Below are 17,012 nucleotides of genomic sequence, written 5' to 3' on the forward strand. Positions count from 1 at the left end.
GAAGGGGTCAGGTGAGGGGTAGGTCAGTGGGGGCCGGCACCAGGCCGACCACGGCCTGGCGCCCCAGCCAGAGACCGAGGGCCACCATCAGGATTCCCGCCAGGCGCTCGAGTTGCTGCGGCGGCATCACCCGGGCCAGCCAGCGGCCGAGCAGCACCCCCACCAGGCTGGAACTGATCAGGGCCAGGGAGGCTCCAACGAACACCACCCCCGGCCGACCCGACTGGGCCGACAGCAACAGGGCGGCCAGTTGGGTCTTGTCGCCCAATTCGGCCAGGAAGACGGTGGTGAAGGTCGTGACGAAGGCGGCTCCCCAGCTGCCGGCGTGGGAAGCCCCCTCGGTGGAGCTGGCGCTGGATTCGGGGTCGCTGCTCATGAACGCGGTTGGATGGCGCGCAGGAAACGCTTCAACACCCTGCCACGGCCGCCGTATTCACTGCGGATCTGCTGGGTGCAGCAGGCGATGGCCAGGCGGTCGCCGGCGCCTGGATCCGTCTCCGTGCCGAACAGCTTGACGAGGTTGGCCACGTTGCAAAAATCGGGCCGGTCGGCATAGATGCGGCAGCTGCGGGAGCCGGTGTTGAAGTGAATGCACCAGCCGTCCGGACCCACCATGGCCAGATAGCGCTCCTGTTGCTCGGCGCTGAGGGCATCGATCGCCTCCTGGCGCAGGGCCGGATCGAGGCGGCAACAGGCCCCGCAGCCACTGATGCAGCGCCACTGCCCGTGGTTCTCCCTGGCCATCCCCTCGACGCGGCTGGCCTCCATTCAGCCACAGCCCATCGGCCCCGGCACGCTGTGACAAGCCGTCACAGACCCCACACCCAGCCCTGGCGGAGTCTGCCCGCCGCCTAACCTGGCAGCGCAGGTGTTCTGCCCCTAAGCAGTCGCCGTCAGCATCGCCTTCCTCGCCACCACCGCGTCGCCGTCACCATGGGTATCGACTTTCACCTGATCGCGAATTTCGCCGCCCTGGCGCTGATCACCCTGGCCGGTCCCGCCGTGATCTTCGTGCTCTTCTACCGCCGCGGCGCGCTCTGATCGGTTTCTGCTTTGGCTTCCCTGCCCAGTTCCCAGAGGGCGTGATAAATCGGCTCTCCCTGGATCCGGCGGCCCGCGTAGGCCCCGACCACGGCGCTGAGCAGGATGCCGAACAGCCACTGCTGATCGCCGGCCATGCGCAGGGCGAACAGCACGGTCATCAGGGGTAGCTGGGTGGCTCCCGCCAGGCTGGCGGCCATGCCCAGGGCAAGACCGAGCTGGGCATCGCCTCCCAGCAGTTCAAGGCTGCCACCACCGAACAGGGCCCCGATGGCGAAGGCCGGGTCGATCAAGCCGCCCGGCACACCGGCGGCCAGCGAGAGGACCGGCGCCACGATCCGGGCGATCAGCACCAGCAGCCAGCCCAGGATGCTCAGCGGTGCTCCGGGAACCGGCAGGCTGCCCTGGCCATCGAGCAGCTGACCCATCAGGGCCTCGCCATCGCCGCCGCTCCAGCCACCGCTGGCCACGGCGATCAACCCGAGTGCAAGGCCGAGCCCCAGACCCCAGGTCAGGGGGCGACGCCGTACCCGCTGACGCAGGAGGGCGGTGGCCTGCCAGAGGATCCGGCTGAACAGCCCCCCCAGCAGTCCACCCACCAGCCCGAGTGGCAGGGCCCAGAGCAGTTGCTGCCATTCCGGTTGGAGGGTCTGCAGCAGGCCCAGGGTGAAGACCGGAATGCCGTCGAGGTTGCTCACCAGGGCCGCAGCGGCGCAGACCACGGCCGCCGGCCACAGCACGGTTGGTTGGAACTGGCCGGTGAGCTCCTCCATCACGAACACCGTGCCCATCAGGGGGCTGTTGAAGCCGCCGGCCAGGCCAGCGCCGGCACCGATGGCCATCAGGGTCCTGGTGTTGAGGCCGGGCCATAGTCGGGGGAAGCGTTGGCGCAGGCCATGGGCCACGGCCGCCCCCACCTGCACCACCGGGCCCTCCCGTCCCAGCGGCATCAGGGCCAGGCTGGCGAGCGTCCATAACGCCAGCCGAGCCCCGGTGGCCCCAGGCGCCATCAGCCGTGGGGCCTGCTCCGGTGTCTCCAGGCTTTCGAGGGTCTGGGGGATGCCGGAGCCGGCGCCGCGGGCCAGTCCCCCGGCCTGGAGCACGAGCAGCAGCGGCATGGTCAGCACCGGCGCCAGGGCCAGGGCCAGGGTGCGGCCGCTCCATCCCCCGCCGCTGAAGCCCGGCAGCTGGTGCAGCAGGAGGTCTTGGGCGTGGTCCACCAGGTTGAGCGGCCAGCAGGCCAGACCCACCACCAGCCCGAGCAGCAGCAGCTGGAGCAGGGGTTTGAGGGGCGTTGGCTTCAAGCTGAATCCCATCTCAGGCCACGAGCCCCAGGGCAATGGCCGCATCCTGCATCAGGGCGCGCACGTAGGGATGGGCATGGTTGGCCCCCTCCGCGCAGCTGAGTTCCTCCCCCGCCGCATTGCGCACCACCAGGCCGGTGCCTTCCCGCCGACACCAGTAGGTGCGATCGCGCCGTTGCAGCCGCACCTCCGTGCTGCCGCAGGCCTGGGTGGCGCTGGCCCTCAGTCCCACCAGCTCCAGCTGGAGGCGCTCCTGCCCCTGCCAGTTGTCCAGCCGTAGGCGGTAGGCCACATCCACCAGGGACGGCAGGTTGGCCTCCCCCTGCCAGCGCCAGCCCATGGCCCGGAGCCGATGGCCCCCCTGCACCAGCTCCAGCTGCAGATGGCCGCCCCGCAACAGTTTCTGGGAGGCCACCTCACACCCCTGACTCCAGAACACGGGTTGGGGATGGCCGATGCCGAAGGGTTCCAGCCGTTGCTGTTGGCGGTGAAAGTCGCGGTCGATCCGGGCGAAGGACAGCAGGGCTTCCGGTTCCACCGGCGTGCCGGGGCCGGCTTGCTCCAGCCAGGCCTGGGCGAGCCCATTGAGTTGGGCCTGCAGCGCGGCCACCTGTTCGGCCCGCACGGTGAAACCACCCGCCGCCGGATGGCCGCCGAACCGCTCCAGCAGGGCGGCGCAGTGGCCCAGGGCCCGGTCGACCGCAAAGCCCTTGGGCGCCCGAACGGAGGCCCGCAGTCGACCGTTGCCCTCGCCGGCCAGCAGGGCGGCCGGCAGGCCAAAGCGCTCCACCAGGCGGGCGGCCACGATGCCGATCACCCCGTGATGCCAGTGGTTCTGGGCCAGGAGCAGGAAGGCGGGTCGCGCGGGGCCATCGGCCTCCAGCAGGGCCAGGGCCTCCGCTTCGATGGCGTCGCAGAGGTCCCGGCGCTGACGGTTCAGGGCTTCGCATTCCCGCGCCAGGGCCAGGGCCCGGTCGGGATCGTCGGTGGTCAGCAGTTCCACCACCAGCTGGGGATCGCCCAGCCGGCCCACGGCGTTGATGCGGGGGGCGATCTGAAAGCCCACCGCCTGGGCGTCGAGGGGGGCTTCGTCCAGTCCGGCCAACTGCTGCAGGGCCTGGAGGCCCGCCAGGGGGCTGCGGCCCAGCTCCGCCAGCCCGTCGATCAGCCAGCGCCGGTTGACTCCCACCAGGGGGGCCATGTCGGCAATCGTGCCGATGCAGAAGAGGTCGCGCGCAATCTGCAGGCCATCGGCCCGCTTCAGCTGGCGGCAGAGCGCTGCAGCGAGCACGTAGGCCAACCCCACTCCGGCCAGGCCCCGGTAGGGCGATTGGGCTGGGGTGCGTTCCGGGTGGAGCAGGGCCAGATGGGGCGGCAGGGGATCGGGAATCGTGTGGTGGTCGGTGAGGATCGCCTCGATACCGAGGGCCTCCGCCCGCTCCAACGCCTCCAGGGCCGAGACGCCGTTGTCCACCGTCACCAACAGGGCCACCCCCTGCGCGGCCAGCCGCTCCACCATGGCGGCGTTGAGGCCGTAGCCGTCGTCCATGCGGCTCGGGATGGCGGCGATGGGCCTGGCTCCCAGCCGCTGCAGCACTCCCACCAGCAGCGCCGTGCTGGTCATGCCGTCGGCGTCGTAGTCACCGCAGATGGCCACCGGTTCCCCCTGGTGGCAGGCCTGTTTCAGCCGGGCCACGGCCTTGGCCAGGTCGGGGAAATGGCGGCCGGCCGGCGGGGCCACCGGCGGATCGAGTAGGGCTTCAATGCGGGCCTGGCTGTCAAAGCCGCGCCGTTGCAGGACCGCTAGCAACTCCTCGGGCAGCGGTGCTTCCAGTCCGGCCGTTGCCGCAGGCTCGCCCGCGGCACTGGTCGGCAGTGGGGCCGGCAGATGCCAGCGTTGCTGGTCGAGGGCAGGCAGCAACGGGGCAACACCAGGGGCTCCGCCATTGTGCGGGGCCTGCCGTCTGGATGCATCCCCTTAATCTGCACGGGCCCCACCGGACCAGCCGATGCCGTTGCAGGCCCTGCTCTGGGATGTGGATGGCACCCTGGCGGAGACCGAGCGGGATGGCCATCGGCTGGCCTTCAACCGGGCCTTCGTCGATCTGGGTGTGCCCCTGCACTGGGATGAGGACTCCTACGGCGCGCTGCTGGCCATCAGCGGCGGGCGGGAACGGATCACCGCCGCCCTTGAGGCGGCCCAGGGCGCGCCGGCCGATCCAGGCTTGGTGGCTGAGCTGCAGGCCCGCAAGCAGCGGCACTATGCCGCCTTGGTGGCGGCCGGTGAGCTGAGGCTGCGCTCCGGCGTGGCCGAACTGATCGCCGAGGCCAACGGCGCCGGGCTGGTTCAAGCCATCGTCACCACCAGTGGCCGCCCGGCCGTGACCGCCCTGGCCAACCATCTGCTGGCCGAGCTGGCGGGCTGCTTCCGCCTCTGGGTGTGTGGCGAGGATGTCGCCCGCAAAAAGCCCGATCCGGAGGCTTACCTGGGCGCCCTTCAGCAGTTGGGCCTGCCCGCCGAGGCCGCCCTGGCCCTGGAGGATTCCGGCAATGGCCTGGAGGCGGCGGATCGGGCCGGAGTGGCCTGCCTGCTCACCCCCAGCCACTACGGCAATGCCGAGTCGCCGGAGCGCCTGTGGCCCGCCCGGGCGGTCGTCAGCCAGCTGGGTACGGGTGCCGTGGTGTTGCGGGGCCCCGCTTGCCAGGGTCCGCGGATCACGCTCTCCTATCTGCAGGATCTGCTGGAGGCTTCGTTGCCGTGACGCGCCTGCCCCTTCAGCGCACCCGCTTCAACCGTGCCCTCGAGCAGCTGGGGGCCCTGGTGCTGGGCAACATCCGGGGCAACTGGCGCTATCGCAGCAGCGTGCTGCTGGCCCTGCTGCTGGGCTTTTATGTGGGCAGCAACGTCACCGTCTTCGTGGTGGTGCGGATCCCCGGGGGGCGCCCCATGGCGGTGCTGTTGATGGTGCTGCTGGTGGAGCTGGTCGTGCGGCTGCGGGGCCGTGTCGTGACAGCCCAGCCCGGGCTCGGCTGGGTGATCGCCGACAACCTGCGCATCGGCATGGTGTACGCGGTGGTCCTTGAAGCCTTCAAGCTCGGCACGTGATCGACCCAGGCCTCGATGGCCATTTTCTCCAGCCCCTGCTGGCCGAACTCACGGCCCTGGGGGCGGGTGCTGGCAGCGGCGGGCGCCAGGTGCTGGCCCTCAATGGTCCGGTCGGGGCCGGTAAATCGACCCTGGGAGCCCTGCTGCTCGAGCGGGCCCGCGCCCGGGGGCTGCGGCTGGCTGTCGCCTCGATCGACGACTTCTATCTGCCCTGGGAGCGCCGCCGCCAGGCGCTGGCCGGCAATCCCTTCGGGGTCTCGCGGGTGCCGCCAGGCAGCCATGACGTGGAGCTGGCCCTGGGCTGCCTGGCGGACTGGCGCGGGGGCGCTGCCTTACGCCTGCCCCGTTTTGATAAAACCCTGCGGGACGGCCAGGGGGATCGGGCCGGCGAGGTGCGACTCGACGTTGACGTTGTGCTGCTGGAGGGCTGGCTGCTGGGCTGCCAACCCGTGGGACCGGAGCGGCTGGCGGAGGCAGAGCTGGAATGCCTCCTCCCCGAGGAACGCGATTGGTTGCCCCACTGGGACCGGGCCCTGGAGACCTACCAGCCGTTGTGGCAGGCCTGTGCCCAGCTCTGGCTGCTGCGGCCGCGTACCTGGGATCTCCCCAGGCGCTGGCGCTTCCAGGCCGAAGCCAGGCAACGCCGCAGGGGTGGAGCCTGGCTGCACCCCCAGCAACTCGACCGGCTGGTGCGATCCAGCCTCTGTTCCCTGCCGCCGACCCTTTACCAGGACCCCCTGATCAAGGGTGCCAGGGGGGTGGCTGTGCTGGATGGCCGCCGCCGCTGGGTGGGATAGGACCCCAGCCGGCCTGGACGCCCCTCGGCCTCAGCTCTCGTCGTCGTCGTCCTCAGCGACGGGGTAGACAAAGCCCTGGGCCCGGCCGCTCAGCACGGCCTTGCCGATGGAGAGTGCCTTCTGGGCCGCCACGGCAGCCTTGCCCTTCCAGGTGGCATGGCGCTGGTTGCGCTTGCCCTTGGAGGTTTTCTTCTTGGGAACAGCCATCCCCGCTCACTCACTGCCAAACCAGGATCCTCCGCTGCCACCTGGCCTTTCGTCAAATCGCTAAGCTCCAGCCAAAGCCGGAACCCTGTGAGCAACAGCCTTCCTCCGGACAGCCTTCCGTCAGGAAGCCTTCCTCCGGACCGGCAGCCCTTCCGATTGAGTTCGCTCTCGCCTCGGGACCCGGCCCCTTCCTACAGCCAGCTGCTGGCTGATCTGCGGGCTGGCAAGGTGAAGGACCTGGAACTCTCCCTGCGCCAGCGCGAGGTGCGGGTCCAGTTCGACGACGGTCGCCAGGCGGCGGTGCCGGTGTTCAGCAACGACCAGCTGCTGTTGCGCACCGCGGAGCAGGCCAAGGTTCCCCTCACCGTGCGGGATGACCGGGCCGATGGGGCCATGGCTGGTTTGGTGGCCAATGGCCTGCTGGTGCTGTTGCTGGTGGGGGGGCTGGCCCTGTTGATCCGCCGCTCCGCCCAGGTGGCCAACCGGGCCATGGGGTTTGGCAGCAGCAAGCCGCGGTTGCAGGACGAGGGTGCCGTGGCCGTGCGCTTCGAAGACGTGGCCGGCATTGCCGAGGCCAAGGAGGAGCTTCAGGAGGTGGTCACCTTCCTGAAGGAGCCTGAGCGCTTCACCGCGGTGGGCGCCAAGATTCCCAAGGGGGTGCTTCTGGTGGGGCCTCCGGGTACCGGCAAGACCCTGCTGGCCCGGGCCATCGCCGGGGAGGCCGGCGTGCCGTTCTTCTCGATGGCGGCCTCCGAATTTGTCGAGATGTTTGTGGGGGTGGGCGCCAGTCGGGTGCGCGACCTGTTCCGCAAGGCCAAGGCCAAGGCCCCTTGCATCATTTTCATTGACGAGATCGATGCGGTGGGCCGCCAGCGGGGTGCGGGCATCGGTGGGGGCAATGACGAACGGGAGCAGACCCTCAACCAGTTGCTCACCGAAATGGATGGCTTCGCCGACAACTCCGGTGTGATCCTGCTGGCGGCCACCAACCGCCCCGATGTGCTGGACACGGCGCTGATGCGTCCAGGCCGGTTTGATCGCCGCATCACCGTCGACCTGCCTGACCGCCGCGGCCGTGAAGCGATCCTGGCGGTCCATGCCCGCACCCGCCCCCTGGCGGCGGAGGTGTCCCTCTCCGCCTGGGCCAGCCGCACCCCAGGATTCTCTGGCGCCGATCTGGCCAACCTGCTCAACGAGGCCGCCATCCTCACGGCCCGGCACCACCAGAGCGCCATCGACGATGGGGCCATGGCGGGTGCTCTGGAGCGGATCACCATGGGGCTGTCGGCGGCGCCCCTGCAGGACAGCGCCAAGAAGCGATTGATTGCGTACCACGAAGTAGGCCACGCCCTGCTGGCCACCCTGGTGCCCCACGCCGACCCCCTCGACAAGGTCACCCTCTTGCCCAGGGCCGGGGGCGTGGGGGGCTTTGCCCGGATGATGCCCGATGAGGAGATCCTGGATTCGGGTCTGATCAGCAAGGCCTATCTGCAGGCGCGGCTCGTGGTCGCCCTCGGTGGCCGGGCGGCCGAATTGGTGGTGTTTGGTCCCAGTGAGGTCACCCAGGGCGCCAGTGGTGACCTGGAGCTGGTGACGCGCATCTGCCGCGAGATGGTGACCCGCTACGGCTTTTCCAGCCTGGGGCCGGTGGCCCTGGAAGGGGATGGGGCTGAGGTGTTCCTCGGCCGGGATTGGATTCACACCCGGGCCGGCTATGCCGATCGCACCGGTCGTCAGATCGATGCTCTGGTGCGGGGGCTGGCCTGCGGGGCCCTCGACCAGGCGGTGGGGCTGCTCCAGCCCAGGCGCGCCCTGATGGACACGTTGGTGGAGATGCTGATTCGCGACGAGACCATCGAGGGCGAGGCGTTCCGGGCGGTGGTGGCCCGTTCACATGTCGATCTGGAGCCCTCCGGCAAAGCGGATGTCGAGGCTGCGCAGGTAGGTGTGTAGGCCCGCATCCTGAATCGGCAACAGGCGGGCCAGCCGATCACTGGTGTTCACGTGCGAGTGCCAGTGGCCCGGCGGTGTGATGAACGCTCCGCCGGACTGCCAGTCGATGCGACGGGGGTTGGCGATCTGGCCGCTGCCATCGAGCTCGGTGCCCACCAGGGTGTAACAGCCGGGATCGCAGTCGATGATCAGATCCAGGGCGACCGACTGGTGCCGATGGGGGGGCTGCACGGCCCCGGGGGGCACGACGCCGAGCATGGCCCACAGGGTGTGGGTCACCGTGCGGCTCTCGGGCAGGTCGCTGTTGGCCAGCAGCAGGCTGAGCCGGTTGCTGCGGGCTGCCGTTGGATCCGCCAGCAGCTGGTCGAGCTCCCGTTGCAGCAGCACGGCGGGATAGTGGGTGGCCTCGAAGCGGGGCAGGGTGGCTTCCACCCCGAGATGGGTCAGCAGGGGGCCGTCGTGCACCCAGTAGAGAACGCTGTCCTGGTGGCCTTCCAGCAGGGGAGTCTCCCCGGCGGGCAGCACGAACAGGTCGCCGGCGCCCCACGCGAGGTGCTGGCCACCCCGGTGCAGGTCGCCGGCACCCTGGAGCACATAAAAGAGGGAGCTGGTGGCGTTGGCGGCGGCCTTCAGCCCCTCGCCCGCCTGGATGCGCAGAAAATGGGCTGCCAGCCCCGGGCTGGTCGCCGGTCCGCTGCAGCCCAGCTCAGCACTGAGATCGAGGGGCAGCACGGCCGTTGGTCCGGACTGGTGCAGCTCGGATCCCCACTGGTGGTAGCGCAGTGGTTCGGTGAGACCGGCCCGGATGGGGTTGGCGGCCTGGCGATAGTCGAACAGCTGGGCCTTCGCCTGCCAGGAACTCTCCAGCACGGGGCTGTCTGGCTGCATCGGGGCTTGGGTCATGGTGGAGGGGCTCCAAGCAGGATCTGTACCCTATTGAGCCCAGAGCGGTGGCTGTTGGGCTGCCGCATTCGGCACCGTTTGCACAGGCGGGTTTGACTGGCGTCTCCCTCAGCCGCCGGCCACGGCGGGCACGATCGACACCTCGTCGCCATCGGCCAGGGCGGTGGCCTGGTTGTCGAGGAAGCGGATGTCCTCGCTGTTGACGTACACGTTCAGGAAGCGACGCAGCTTGCCGCCCTCATCGCAGAGGCGTCCTTTGATGCCGGGGTAGCAGCCCTCCAGGGCATCGATGAGTGCATCCACGCTGGTGGCCTCGAGGTCAACGCTGGCCTCGTCGTTGGTGAATTTCTGCAGGGGGGTGGGGATCAGAACCTGAACGGCCATGGCGTGAAGTGGACGACGAGGGGATGACGGTCAGTTGTGGTGTGCCGCTTGGGCTTGGGCCCAGGCGGCTTTGAAGCTATCGAGCTGGGCTTCGATCGTGTACGGGGCGCCGATGCAATCCGCCACGGCCTCGGTGGTCTTGAGGCCGTTGCCAGTGATGTAGGCCACCGTGGTTTCGTCGGGGTTGATCTTGCCCTGGTCCACCAGCTTCTTGAGCACCGCAATGGTGGTGCCGCCGGCGGTTTCGGTGAAGACGCCCTCGGTTTCCGCCAGCAGCTTGATGCCGTCAATGATCTCGGCGTCGGTCACATCGGCGATGCTGCCGCCGGTGCGGTTGGCGATGTCAATGGCATAGGGGCCATCCGCCGGATTGCCGATGGCGATCGATTTGGCGATGGTGTTGGGCTTCACCGGGGTGATGAAGTCGCGGCCCTCGCGGAAGGCGGTGGCGATGGGATTGCAGCCCTCTGCCTGGGCCCCGCTGAAGCGCACGGCCTTCTCTTCCACCAGCCCCACCTTGATGAATTCGTCGAAGCCCTTGCGGATCTTGGTGAATAGGGATCCGGAGGCCAGCGGCGCCACGATGTGGTCAGGCAATTGCCAGCCCAGCTGCTCGATCACCTCATAGCCGAGGGTCTTCGAGCCCTCCGAGTAGTAGGGCCGCAGGTTGATGTTCACAAAGCCCCAGCCGAAGGTGTTGGCCACTTCCGAGCACAGGCGATTCACCTGGTCGTAGTTGCCTTTCACCGCCATCAAGGTGGGGTTGTAGATCAAGGTGCCCAGCACCTTGCCGAGTTCGAGATCGCTGGGGATGAACACGCAGCAATCCAGGCCCGCATGGGCGGCGATCGCGGCGGTGGAGTTGGCCAGGTTGCCGGTGGAGGCGCAGCTCACCGTGGTGAAGCCCAGCTCCCGGGCGCGGGTGAGGGCCACCGACACCACCCGGTCCTTGAACGAGAGCGTCGGCATGTTGACGCCGTCGTTCTTGATGTAGAGGCTCTTGAGCCCCAGGCGCTTGGCCAGGTTGCCCGCTTTGAGCAGGGGCGTGAAGCCCGTGCCCACGTCGATCGGCTCGCCCTCGATCGGCAGAAATTCCCGATAGCGCCAGATCGAGGCGGGGCCGGCTTCGATCGTGGCGCGGCTGACGCGGTTTTTGATCGCCTCGTAGTCGTAGACGACTTCGAGCGGGCCGAAACAGACGTCTTCGCAGACGTGACGGGCCCCGGCTTCATAGGGGTGGCCGCATTCCTTGCAGCGCAAGCCTGTGAAGGTGGAGCGGGAGAGGGTGGCCGTCACGATCACGCCCGGGCAGATCAACGGAGGCTAACAGCGTGGAACGGACCCCTTGCTTAATCCCGACTTTAAGAGTCGGATATGTGGTTCTGTTGCCGGAGCGTCTTGGTGATGGGCGGCTTCTGGGCTGGGCTTGCTGTTGCGCCAGGGCTTCCTAGCCTCGGTCGGTGGACCGATTCCCCATGCCGAGGCGCCCGAAGCCCTCCAAGTTCCCTTTCCTGGTTGGCCTGATCCTGGGGTTGGTGCTCTTGGCCGGAGCCATCCTCCTGGTGGCCCGCCTTTGGGTGGAATGGCAGTGGTTTGAGCAGTTTTCCTGGGGTGGGGTGCTGCTGCGGCGCTGGCTGCTGCAGCTTGGGGGCGCCCTGTTGGGGCTGGGGCTGGGCCTAGGCCTGCAGTGGTGGTTGCGGGACTTCTGGAGTGCGGGGTCGGATGGCTCCCAGACTCTCCGCTTTGGTCTGGCGCCTGGGCCCTACGCGGTCAGCCTCGGGCTGCTGGCCCTGGCCCAGCTGGTGCCCCTGGCCCTGTTGCTGCGCCTGGCGGAGCGGCTCGTGCGCAGTCCCTTCGATCCCAGCCGTTTGCACGGCCTCACCATGCTCCAGGGCCTGCCCTGGCCGCTGTTGCTGGTCCTGGGAGTGCTGTTGGTGGGGTTGCTGCTCCGCCCGCAGCGCACTCCCCTCGTGGTGGCGGGCATGGCGTCCCTGGCCACGGCGACGGCCCTTGGTCGGTCCTGGGGCGTGTGGTCGCTGGCGCTCCTGGCGCCCGACAGCGGCATCCAGGAGCCCATGCTCTCGGCTGACATCAGCTTTGGCTTGGTGCGCTTCCCGGCCCTGGCGTTCGGGCTCACCCTGCTGCTGGCCCTCTTGATCTGCCACCTGGCGGCGGGACTCTGGGGAATCCTGGCCCGCACGCCCCAGCTCAGTGATGGCCGCTTCCACGGCTTCACGGCCACCCAGCTCGTGAACCTGCGGGTGCCTCTGGCCCTGCTGGTGCTCCTGGTGGCCTGCAGCTTTTGGTTGGGTCGGCACCAGCTGTTGCTCAGCACCGCGGGCAGCGTGCCGGGCGCCGGCTGGTTGGATGTGCATCTGGTGCTGCCCCTGCGCACCCTGGCGGCCGTGGTGGCTGTGTTGACGGCCGTAGCCCTGCTCTTGCCCCTGCGCCGTCAGGGGATCCGTGGGCCCCTGCTGGCGGGGGTCTCCCTGGCCTTGCTGCTGGTGCCGCTGCTTGAGGCCCTGCTGACGCCTGTTCTCCAGTTGCTGCTGGTGAAGCCGCGGGAACTCCAACGGGAAACCCCCTACCTGGCGCGTTCGATCCGCGCCACCCGCGCGGCGTTTCAGCTGGATGCCATCGCCAGCCGCAATGTCAAACCCCGCCGCCGCCTCACCCGGGCCGACGTCAAGGCGGGAGAGGCCACCCTTCGCAATATCCGCCTCTGGGACAGCCAGCCCCTGCTCTCGACCAACCGTCAGTTGCAGCAGCTGCGGGTGTACTACCGCTTCTCCGGCGCCGCGGTGGATCGCTACAGCCTCAATGACGCCAGGGGCAAGGATCGACACCAGCTGGTGATCATTTCGGCCCGCGAGCTGGACCAGGCCTCCCTGCCGCCAGCCGCACGCACCTGGCTCAACACCCATCTGGTGTTCACCCACGGCTATGGATTCACCGTCTCACCGGTGAACACCAGCAGCCTCGATGGCTTGCCCGACTACTTCATCAGCGACTTGGGGGCTTCCACCCGGGTGCAGGGAAATGACCGGTTGGGCATTTCCACCTCTGAGGTGAGGGCCGGCATCCCGATCGGCAAGCCCTCTCTCTATTTCGGAGCGCTGGTCTCCCCCTATGCCCTGGCGCCGACCCGGGTGCAGGAGTTCGACTACCCCCAGGGCGACGAAAACCTCTACACCCATTACGACGGGAGCGCTGGTGTGCCGATCGGGTCGGCCTGGGGCCGGTTGGCTGCCGCGTTGTATTTGGGGGAGCCGAAGTTGTTGGCGCAGGGCGCCATCACACCGGCAACCCGACTGCTTCTGCGTCGGGAGGTGCGTGAGCGGCTGCGCACGTTGGCTCCCTTTGTTCGGTTTGAAGGGGATCCCGTTCTGGTGTCGGTGCAGTTGGACGGGAATGGGCCCTTCTCCCGCGACCAGCACCAGTACTGGCTGGTGGAAGGTTTCACCACCAGCCGGAGCTACCCCTACAGCGCCGCCGTTCCCACCGATCCCAACATCCGCTACCTGCGCAACTCCGTGAAGGCGGTGGTGGATGCCTACAACGGCTCGGTGGTGCTCTACGTGTCGGATTCCCGGGATCCGATCATTGCGGGCTGGCAACGGCTCTTCCCCGACCTGTTCCAGCCCCTGGCTTCGATGCCTGCCCCCCTGCGGGCCCACATCCGCTATCCCCAACGTCAGTTCGAGCTTCAGACCGCCCAGCTGCTCCGCTATCACGTCACCGATCCACGGGTCTTCTACAGCGGTGATGACGTGTGGCAGGTGCCCATGGAGCTGTATGGGCGCAGTCAGATCCCGGTGAAGCCCTATCACGTCAGCGCCCAGCTGGCTCCAGACCTCCCCCCCGAATTTCTGCTGCTGCAACCGCTCACCCCCCTGGCCCGACCGAACCTGGCCGCCTGGTTGGCGGCCCGCAGCGATGCGCCCAACTACGGCGAATTGGTTTTGCTCCGCTTCCCCACCCAGACGCCGATCTTTGGCCCCGAGCAGATCCAAGCCCTGATCAACCAGAACCCTCGCATCAGTCAGCAGTTCGGTCTCTGGGATCGGGCGGGGTCGGAGGTGATTCAGGGCAATCTGCTCGTGGTTCCGGTCGGAGAGGCCTTGCTCTATGTGGAGCCGGTGTATCTCAAGGCCCGGAACGGTGGTTTGCCCACCCTCACCCGGGTGGTGGTGAGCGATGGCAGCCGGGTGGCGATGGAAACCTCGCTGGAGAAGGCCATTGAAGCCCTGCTGGACCCTCGCCTTTCCCAAGCGGGCGCCCCCACCAGCCCAGCCGAAACAACTCCCTGAACCCATGAAAAAAGGCCCCTTGCGGGGCCCTTGGCTCTGGTGGAGCCAGGTGGATCAGACCGCCACGGCGGTCTTGGGGTCGAGTTCGCCCTTGGCGTACAGACCGGCGTAGTAGTTGATGTCGCGCTGCTTGATCTTGCTGGCGTTGCCGGCACACCAGAACTGCTGGTAGCGATCCAGGCACACCTGCTTCATGTACTGGCGGGCCGGCTTGTTGAAGTGGCGGGGATCGAAGTTGGTGGGATCCTTGAAGGCCGCTTCGCGAACCGCAGCGGTGAAGGCCAGGCGGTTGTCGGTGTCGATGTTGACCTTGCGCACGCCGTTGCGGATGCCTTCCTGGATCTCTTCCACGGGCACGCCATAGGTTTCGGGGATGGCACCGCCGAACTTGTTGATCATGTCCAGCCACTCCTGGGGAACGGAGGAGGAGCCGTGCATCACCAGGTGGGTGTTGGGGATGGCCTTGTGGATCTCGGCGATGCGGCTGATGGCCAGCACTTCGCCGGTGGGCTTGCGGGTGAACTTGTAGGCGCCGTGGCTGGTGCCGATGGCGATCGCCAGGGCGTCCACTTTCGTTTTGGCCACGAAGTCGGCGGCCTCGGCGGGATCGGTGAGCAGCTGGCTGTGGTCGAGCTTGCCCTCGAAGCCGTGGCCGTCCTCGGCCTCACCCATGCCGGTTTCCAGGGAACCGAGGCAACCCAGTTCGCCCTCCACGCTCACGCCGATGGCGTGGGCCACGTCCACCACTTCCTTGGTGACGGCCACGTTGTACTCGTAGCTCGCGGGGGTCTTGGCGTCCGCCATCAGCGAGCCGTCCATCATCACCGAGGTGAAGCCGTTGGCGGCCGCACCGAAGCAGGTGGCGGGGCTGTTGCCGTGGTCCTGGTGCATCACCACCGGGATGTCGGGATAGGTTTCCACGGCAGCCAGGATCAGGTGGCGCAGGAAGTTCTCACCGGCGTACTGGCGGGCACCGCGGGAGGCCTGCAGAATCACCGGAGAGTCGGTCTCGTAGGCCGCCTCCATGATCGACTGCACCTGCTCCAGGTTGTTCACGTTGAAAGCAGGGATGCCATAGCCGTTTTCAGCGGCATGGTCGAGCAGGAGGCGAAGCGGAACGAGCGCCATGGGAAAACCTCTCGGGGTCGGGCGTTGGGACTGGGGGGGAGTCTAGGGGATGCCCCTGGCCCGCAAAAAGCCCCGCTGGAATCACTCCAGCGGGGCGCCATTGGGCCTGGGGGCCCAGCCGGGATCGATCAGTCGATCAGGCTCTGCTTGCGCAAGGCCAGCACGGCGTAGCCGTTCTGGCGGGCCGCCCGCCGGGCTTCTTCAGCCTGGCGAACGAGTTGTTTGGCGGTGGTGATGGTCATGGCAGTGCCTCCGTGGAAACCCCGATGGGGTGGGTGGATGGCGCGTTGCTTCGGGTCTGATCCCTACTTCCACCTGCAGAGCCGCAGCTCTGAGGCCAACGATGGTCAAACGGTAGCGGTTGTTACTGAATCCCGGGGGTGGCCGGCGGCGGGAATCCCGAACCCCCCTGGCCCAGGCGGGCCCAGTCACAGCAGCGTTGGCTGAGCACCGCCTCTCCCAGGCCGGGCAGCATCGGCCGCCCTTCGCGCACCGCCGCGCTCCACCAGCCGTGGATCCGTTCCACCGGGGCGATCCTGCCGTCTTCCCAGGTGCGGGCGAAGCTCCAGCGGGGATCGCTGTCCACCGGTCGCAGCGGCTCGCCGGCCTGGGAAAGCCAGAGACCGAAGCCGTGCACATAGTCGGCCTGGTTGTCCGAGCCCAGCACGGCAGTGCCGTCTCGGCCGTAGAGCTCGAGCCAGCAGCCCCTGCCCCGCCGGGTCACCGAGGCCAGATTGAGCTGGGCGGGCACGCTCCCCCCCTGGGGGGTCTCCAGGTTGAGTTGCACCAGGGCGATGTCCTCGGCATCGACGCTGGCCTGGCGGCCGCTGCCATCGGCCAGGGGCCGGGAGCGGATGGCGGTGCTGAGCTGGGACCGAAGTTGCCGGCTCGGTCCCACCAACCAGTGGAGGGTGTCAAAGGCATGGGTGCCGAGGGCGCCCAGCACACCCCCACCCTCGGCGGCCTGGGAATACCAGCTCCAGGGGCGGCTGGCGTCGGCGCGGCTGCCCATCAGCCAGTCGAATTTCACCAGCACCAGCTCCCCGAGGGCGCCGCTGGCCACCAGCGCCGCCAGCTGCTGGAACAGGGGGACGGCCCGGTACTCGAAATCCACCGCCACGGTGAGGCCCCGTTGCAGGGCGAGGCGCTGCAGGTCCTCCACCTGGTCGGCGCAGAGCGCCACAGGTTTCTCCAGCAGCAGGTGCTTGCCCGCTTCCAGGGCTTGGCGGGCCAGGGCATAGCGGGGGGTCGGGGGGGTGGCGATCACGATCGCCTCGACGCTGGGATCCTCCAGCAGGGCGTTGAAATCGCAATGGCCGGGCAGCTCGGCCTGGCGGCAGGCGGCCTCCAGCCGTTCGGGGCGGGGATGCCACAGCGCCACCGGTTCGGTGCCGGAACAGCTGCGCAGGGCGGGCAGATGCACCGATTCGCCGAAACCCAGACCGGCGATGGCGACCCGGAGTGGAGCGGTCATGGCAGTTGGCTGCTGGCGGCGGCGCACACCTCGGCGATCATGCTGCTGATCAGGCTGTCGCCGGCGGCTGGTTGCCACTCGGCTCCAAACTGGGGCAGGCCGTTGATCGAGGTGTCGCGGTAGAGATCCTCGCCGCAGGCGATCTCCATCACGTAGAGGTCGCTCACGGGCCGGGGCTTGTCCTCGCTGACGGCAGGTTGGAACCGGCTCAACACCGAGACGTTGCCGCCGCGGCTGCGCCGCAGGCTGCCCCCATCCCACCACTGGCGGCCTTCGCTGGTGCTGGGCACTTCGTGCCAGTCCACCGGGCCGGCCAGGCCTGGTGCTGCTTGGACGGTGAGCACGAGGGCCAGCAGCAGCAGGGCGGCCAACCGGTGCCCCATCGTGGAGAGGAGCTGTTTCACG

At 68.4% G+C, this 17,012-nt stretch carries 17 protein-coding genes and 1 riboswitch; of the genes, 6 read left to right on the top strand and 11 right to left on the bottom strand.

Going from position 1 to position 17,012, the window contains the following annotated elements; all coding sequences use genetic code 11:
* Positions 1 to 7: 7 nt before the first annotated feature.
* Together H6G16_RS05745 and H6G16_RS05750 are read right to left on the bottom strand one after the other, a co-directional pair.
* On the bottom strand, positions 8 to 376 hold the full coding sequence (locus H6G16_RS05745; RefSeq protein WP_190389357.1) for a TMEM165/GDT1 family protein: 369 nt from the start codon (positions 374 to 376) through the stop codon (positions 8 to 10).
* Positions 373 to 744 (bottom strand): YkgJ family cysteine cluster protein, encoded by a 372-nt coding sequence (locus tag H6G16_RS05750; RefSeq protein ID WP_190389358.1) that lies wholly within the window; start codon positions 742 to 744, stop codon positions 373 to 375. The genes H6G16_RS05745 and H6G16_RS05750 overlap by 4 nt, the downstream gene beginning before the upstream one ends.
* Before the next feature lie 189 nt (positions 745 to 933).
* Between H6G16_RS05750 and H6G16_RS05755 the strand changes: the two genes are divergently transcribed.
* Positions 934 to 1,041, top strand: a complete 108-nt coding sequence (locus H6G16_RS05755; protein ID WP_094559277.1) for a photosystem II reaction center protein Ycf12 — start codon at positions 934 to 936, stop codon at positions 1,039 to 1,041.
* On the opposite strand, the gene H6G16_RS05760 is transcribed toward H6G16_RS05755, so the two are convergent.
* Both H6G16_RS05760 and recJ read right to left on the bottom strand, forming a co-directional pair.
* Positions 1,020 to 2,357, bottom strand: a complete 1,338-nt coding sequence (locus H6G16_RS05760) for a chloride channel protein (RefSeq protein ID WP_190389359.1) — start codon at positions 2,355 to 2,357, stop codon at positions 1,020 to 1,022. The genes H6G16_RS05755 and H6G16_RS05760 overlap by 22 nt on opposite strands.
* Position 2,358: 1 nt before the next feature.
* Positions 2,359 to 4,266 carry a single-stranded-DNA-specific exonuclease RecJ gene (gene recJ / locus H6G16_RS05765; RefSeq protein ID WP_190389360.1) on the bottom strand — a complete coding sequence of 636 codons (1,908 nt, stop codon included), beginning with the start codon at positions 4,264 to 4,266 and terminating at the stop codon, positions 2,359 to 2,361.
* A gap of 88 nt (positions 4,267 to 4,354) precedes the next feature.
* On the opposite strand from recJ, the gene H6G16_RS05770 reads away from it, so the two are divergent.
* The 3 genes from H6G16_RS05770 to H6G16_RS05780 are packed head-to-tail and all read left to right on the top strand — an operon-like array spanning position 4,355 to position 6,248.
* Complete coding sequence (locus H6G16_RS05770; protein WP_190389361.1) at positions 4,355 to 5,107, top strand: HAD-IA family hydrolase; 753 nt, start codon at positions 4,355 to 4,357, stop codon at positions 5,105 to 5,107.
* Positions 5,104 to 5,451 carry a DUF565 domain-containing protein gene (locus tag H6G16_RS05775; RefSeq protein ID WP_190389362.1) on the top strand — a complete coding sequence of 116 codons (348 nt, stop codon included), beginning with the start codon at positions 5,104 to 5,106 and terminating at the stop codon, positions 5,449 to 5,451. The genes H6G16_RS05770 and H6G16_RS05775 overlap by 4 nt, the downstream gene beginning before the upstream one ends.
* Positions 5,448 to 6,248, top strand: a complete 801-nt coding sequence (locus tag H6G16_RS05780) for a hypothetical protein (protein ID WP_190389363.1) — start codon at positions 5,448 to 5,450, stop codon at positions 6,246 to 6,248. The genes H6G16_RS05775 and H6G16_RS05780 overlap by 4 nt, the downstream gene beginning before the upstream one ends.
* A 30-nt stretch (positions 6,249 to 6,278) precedes the next feature.
* On the opposite strand, the gene rpmF is transcribed toward H6G16_RS05780, so the two are convergent.
* A complete protein-coding gene (gene rpmF, locus H6G16_RS05785) occupies positions 6,279 to 6,455 on the bottom strand; it encodes a 50S ribosomal protein L32 (protein ID WP_190389364.1) in 177 nt (58 codons plus the stop codon).
* A gap of 156 nt (positions 6,456 to 6,611) precedes the next feature.
* Between rpmF and ftsH the strand changes: the two genes are divergently transcribed.
* The gene (ftsH, locus tag H6G16_RS05790) at positions 6,612 to 8,408 is read left to right on the top strand and encodes an ATP-dependent zinc metalloprotease FtsH (RefSeq protein ID WP_242036222.1); all 1,797 of its coding nucleotides are present in this window, start codon (positions 6,612 to 6,614) and stop codon (positions 8,406 to 8,408) included.
* On the opposite strand, the gene H6G16_RS05795 is transcribed toward ftsH, so the two are convergent.
* From H6G16_RS05795 to thrC, 3 genes are all read right to left on the bottom strand, one after another.
* Positions 8,346 to 9,311, bottom strand: a complete 966-nt coding sequence (locus H6G16_RS05795) for a cupin domain-containing protein (RefSeq protein ID WP_190389366.1) — start codon at positions 9,309 to 9,311, stop codon at positions 8,346 to 8,348. The two genes, ftsH and H6G16_RS05795, sit on opposite strands and share 63 nt — an antisense overlap.
* Before the next feature lie 108 nt (positions 9,312 to 9,419).
* Positions 9,420 to 9,695, bottom strand: a complete 276-nt coding sequence (locus tag H6G16_RS05800) for a MoaD/ThiS family protein (RefSeq protein ID WP_190389367.1) — start codon at positions 9,693 to 9,695, stop codon at positions 9,420 to 9,422.
* Between the two features lie 30 nt (positions 9,696 to 9,725).
* A complete protein-coding gene (thrC, locus tag H6G16_RS05805; RefSeq protein WP_190389368.1) occupies positions 9,726 to 10,991 on the bottom strand; it encodes a threonine synthase in 1,266 nt (421 codons plus the stop codon).
* Between the two features lie 179 nt (positions 10,992 to 11,170).
* Between thrC and H6G16_RS05810 the strand changes: the two genes are divergently transcribed.
* Positions 11,171 to 14,005 (top strand): UPF0182 family protein, encoded by a 2,835-nt coding sequence (locus H6G16_RS05810; protein ID WP_190389369.1) that lies wholly within the window; start codon positions 11,171 to 11,173, stop codon positions 14,003 to 14,005.
* 54 nt (positions 14,006 to 14,059) lie between these two features.
* Here the strand turns inward: H6G16_RS05810 and fba are convergent, their stop codons facing one another.
* The 3 genes from fba to H6G16_RS05825 form a co-directional block, all read right to left on the bottom strand.
* The gene (gene fba / locus H6G16_RS05815; RefSeq protein ID WP_190389370.1) at positions 14,060 to 15,133 is read right to left on the bottom strand and encodes a class II fructose-bisphosphate aldolase; all 1,074 of its coding nucleotides are present in this window, start codon (positions 15,131 to 15,133) and stop codon (positions 14,060 to 14,062) included.
* A 281-nt stretch (positions 15,134 to 15,414) separates the two neighbouring features.
* Positions 15,415 to 15,478: riboswitch (Glutamine riboswitch) on the bottom strand.
* A gap of 19 nt (positions 15,479 to 15,497) precedes the next feature.
* Entirely contained in the window at positions 15,498 to 16,607 is a 1,110-nt protein-coding gene (locus H6G16_RS05820) for a Gfo/Idh/MocA family oxidoreductase (RefSeq protein WP_190389371.1), read from the bottom strand.
* Positions 16,604 to 17,011, bottom strand: coding sequence for a hypothetical protein (locus H6G16_RS05825; protein WP_347238806.1), 408 nt, complete (start codon positions 17,009 to 17,011; stop codon positions 16,604 to 16,606). Before H6G16_RS05825 ends, H6G16_RS05820 begins: the two co-directional genes overlap by 4 nt.
* Position 17,012: the final 1 nt, after the last annotated feature.

Source organism: Cyanobium sp. FACHB-13342, from assembly GCF_014697415.1.
GTDB lineage: Bacteria > Cyanobacteriota > Cyanobacteriia > PCC-6307 > Cyanobiaceae > Cyanobium_A.

What these genes read in the sequence shown, in the direction of transcription:
- H6G16_RS05745 (WP_190389357.1), bottom strand. Translation starts at nt 376, where the DNA reads ATGAGCAGCGACCCCGAATCCAGCGCCAGCTCCACCGAGGGGGCTTCC.
- H6G16_RS05810 (WP_190389369.1), top strand. Translation starts at nt 11,171, where the DNA reads ATGCCGAGGCGCCCGAAGCCCTCCAAGTTCCCTTTCCTGGTTGGCCTG.
- H6G16_RS05750 (WP_190389358.1), bottom strand. Translation starts at nt 744, where the DNA reads ATGGCCAGGGAGAACCACGGGCAGTGGCGCTGCATCAGTGGCTGCGGG.
- H6G16_RS05755 (WP_094559277.1), top strand. Translation starts at nt 934, where the DNA reads ATGGGTATCGACTTTCACCTGATCGCGAATTTCGCCGCCCTGGCGCTG.
- H6G16_RS05820 (WP_190389371.1), bottom strand. Translation starts at nt 16,607, where the DNA reads ATGACCGCTCCACTCCGGGTCGCCATCGCCGGTCTGGGTTTCGGCGAA.
- H6G16_RS05800 (WP_190389367.1), bottom strand. Translation starts at nt 9,695, where the DNA reads ATGGCCGTTCAGGTTCTGATCCCCACCCCCCTGCAGAAATTCACCAAC.
- rpmF (WP_190389364.1), bottom strand. Translation starts at nt 6,455, where the DNA reads ATGGCTGTTCCCAAGAAGAAAACCTCCAAGGGCAAGCGCAACCAGCGC.
- H6G16_RS05770 (WP_190389361.1), top strand. Translation starts at nt 4,355, where the DNA reads ATGCCGTTGCAGGCCCTGCTCTGGGATGTGGATGGCACCCTGGCGGAG.
- fba (WP_190389370.1), bottom strand. Translation starts at nt 15,133, where the DNA reads ATGGCGCTCGTTCCGCTTCGCCTCCTGCTCGACCATGCCGCTGAAAAC.
- H6G16_RS05760 (WP_190389359.1), bottom strand. Translation starts at nt 2,357, where the DNA reads ATGGGATTCAGCTTGAAGCCAACGCCCCTCAAACCCCTGCTCCAGCTG.
- H6G16_RS05795 (WP_190389366.1), bottom strand. Translation starts at nt 9,311, where the DNA reads ATGACCCAAGCCCCGATGCAGCCAGACAGCCCCGTGCTGGAGAGTTCC.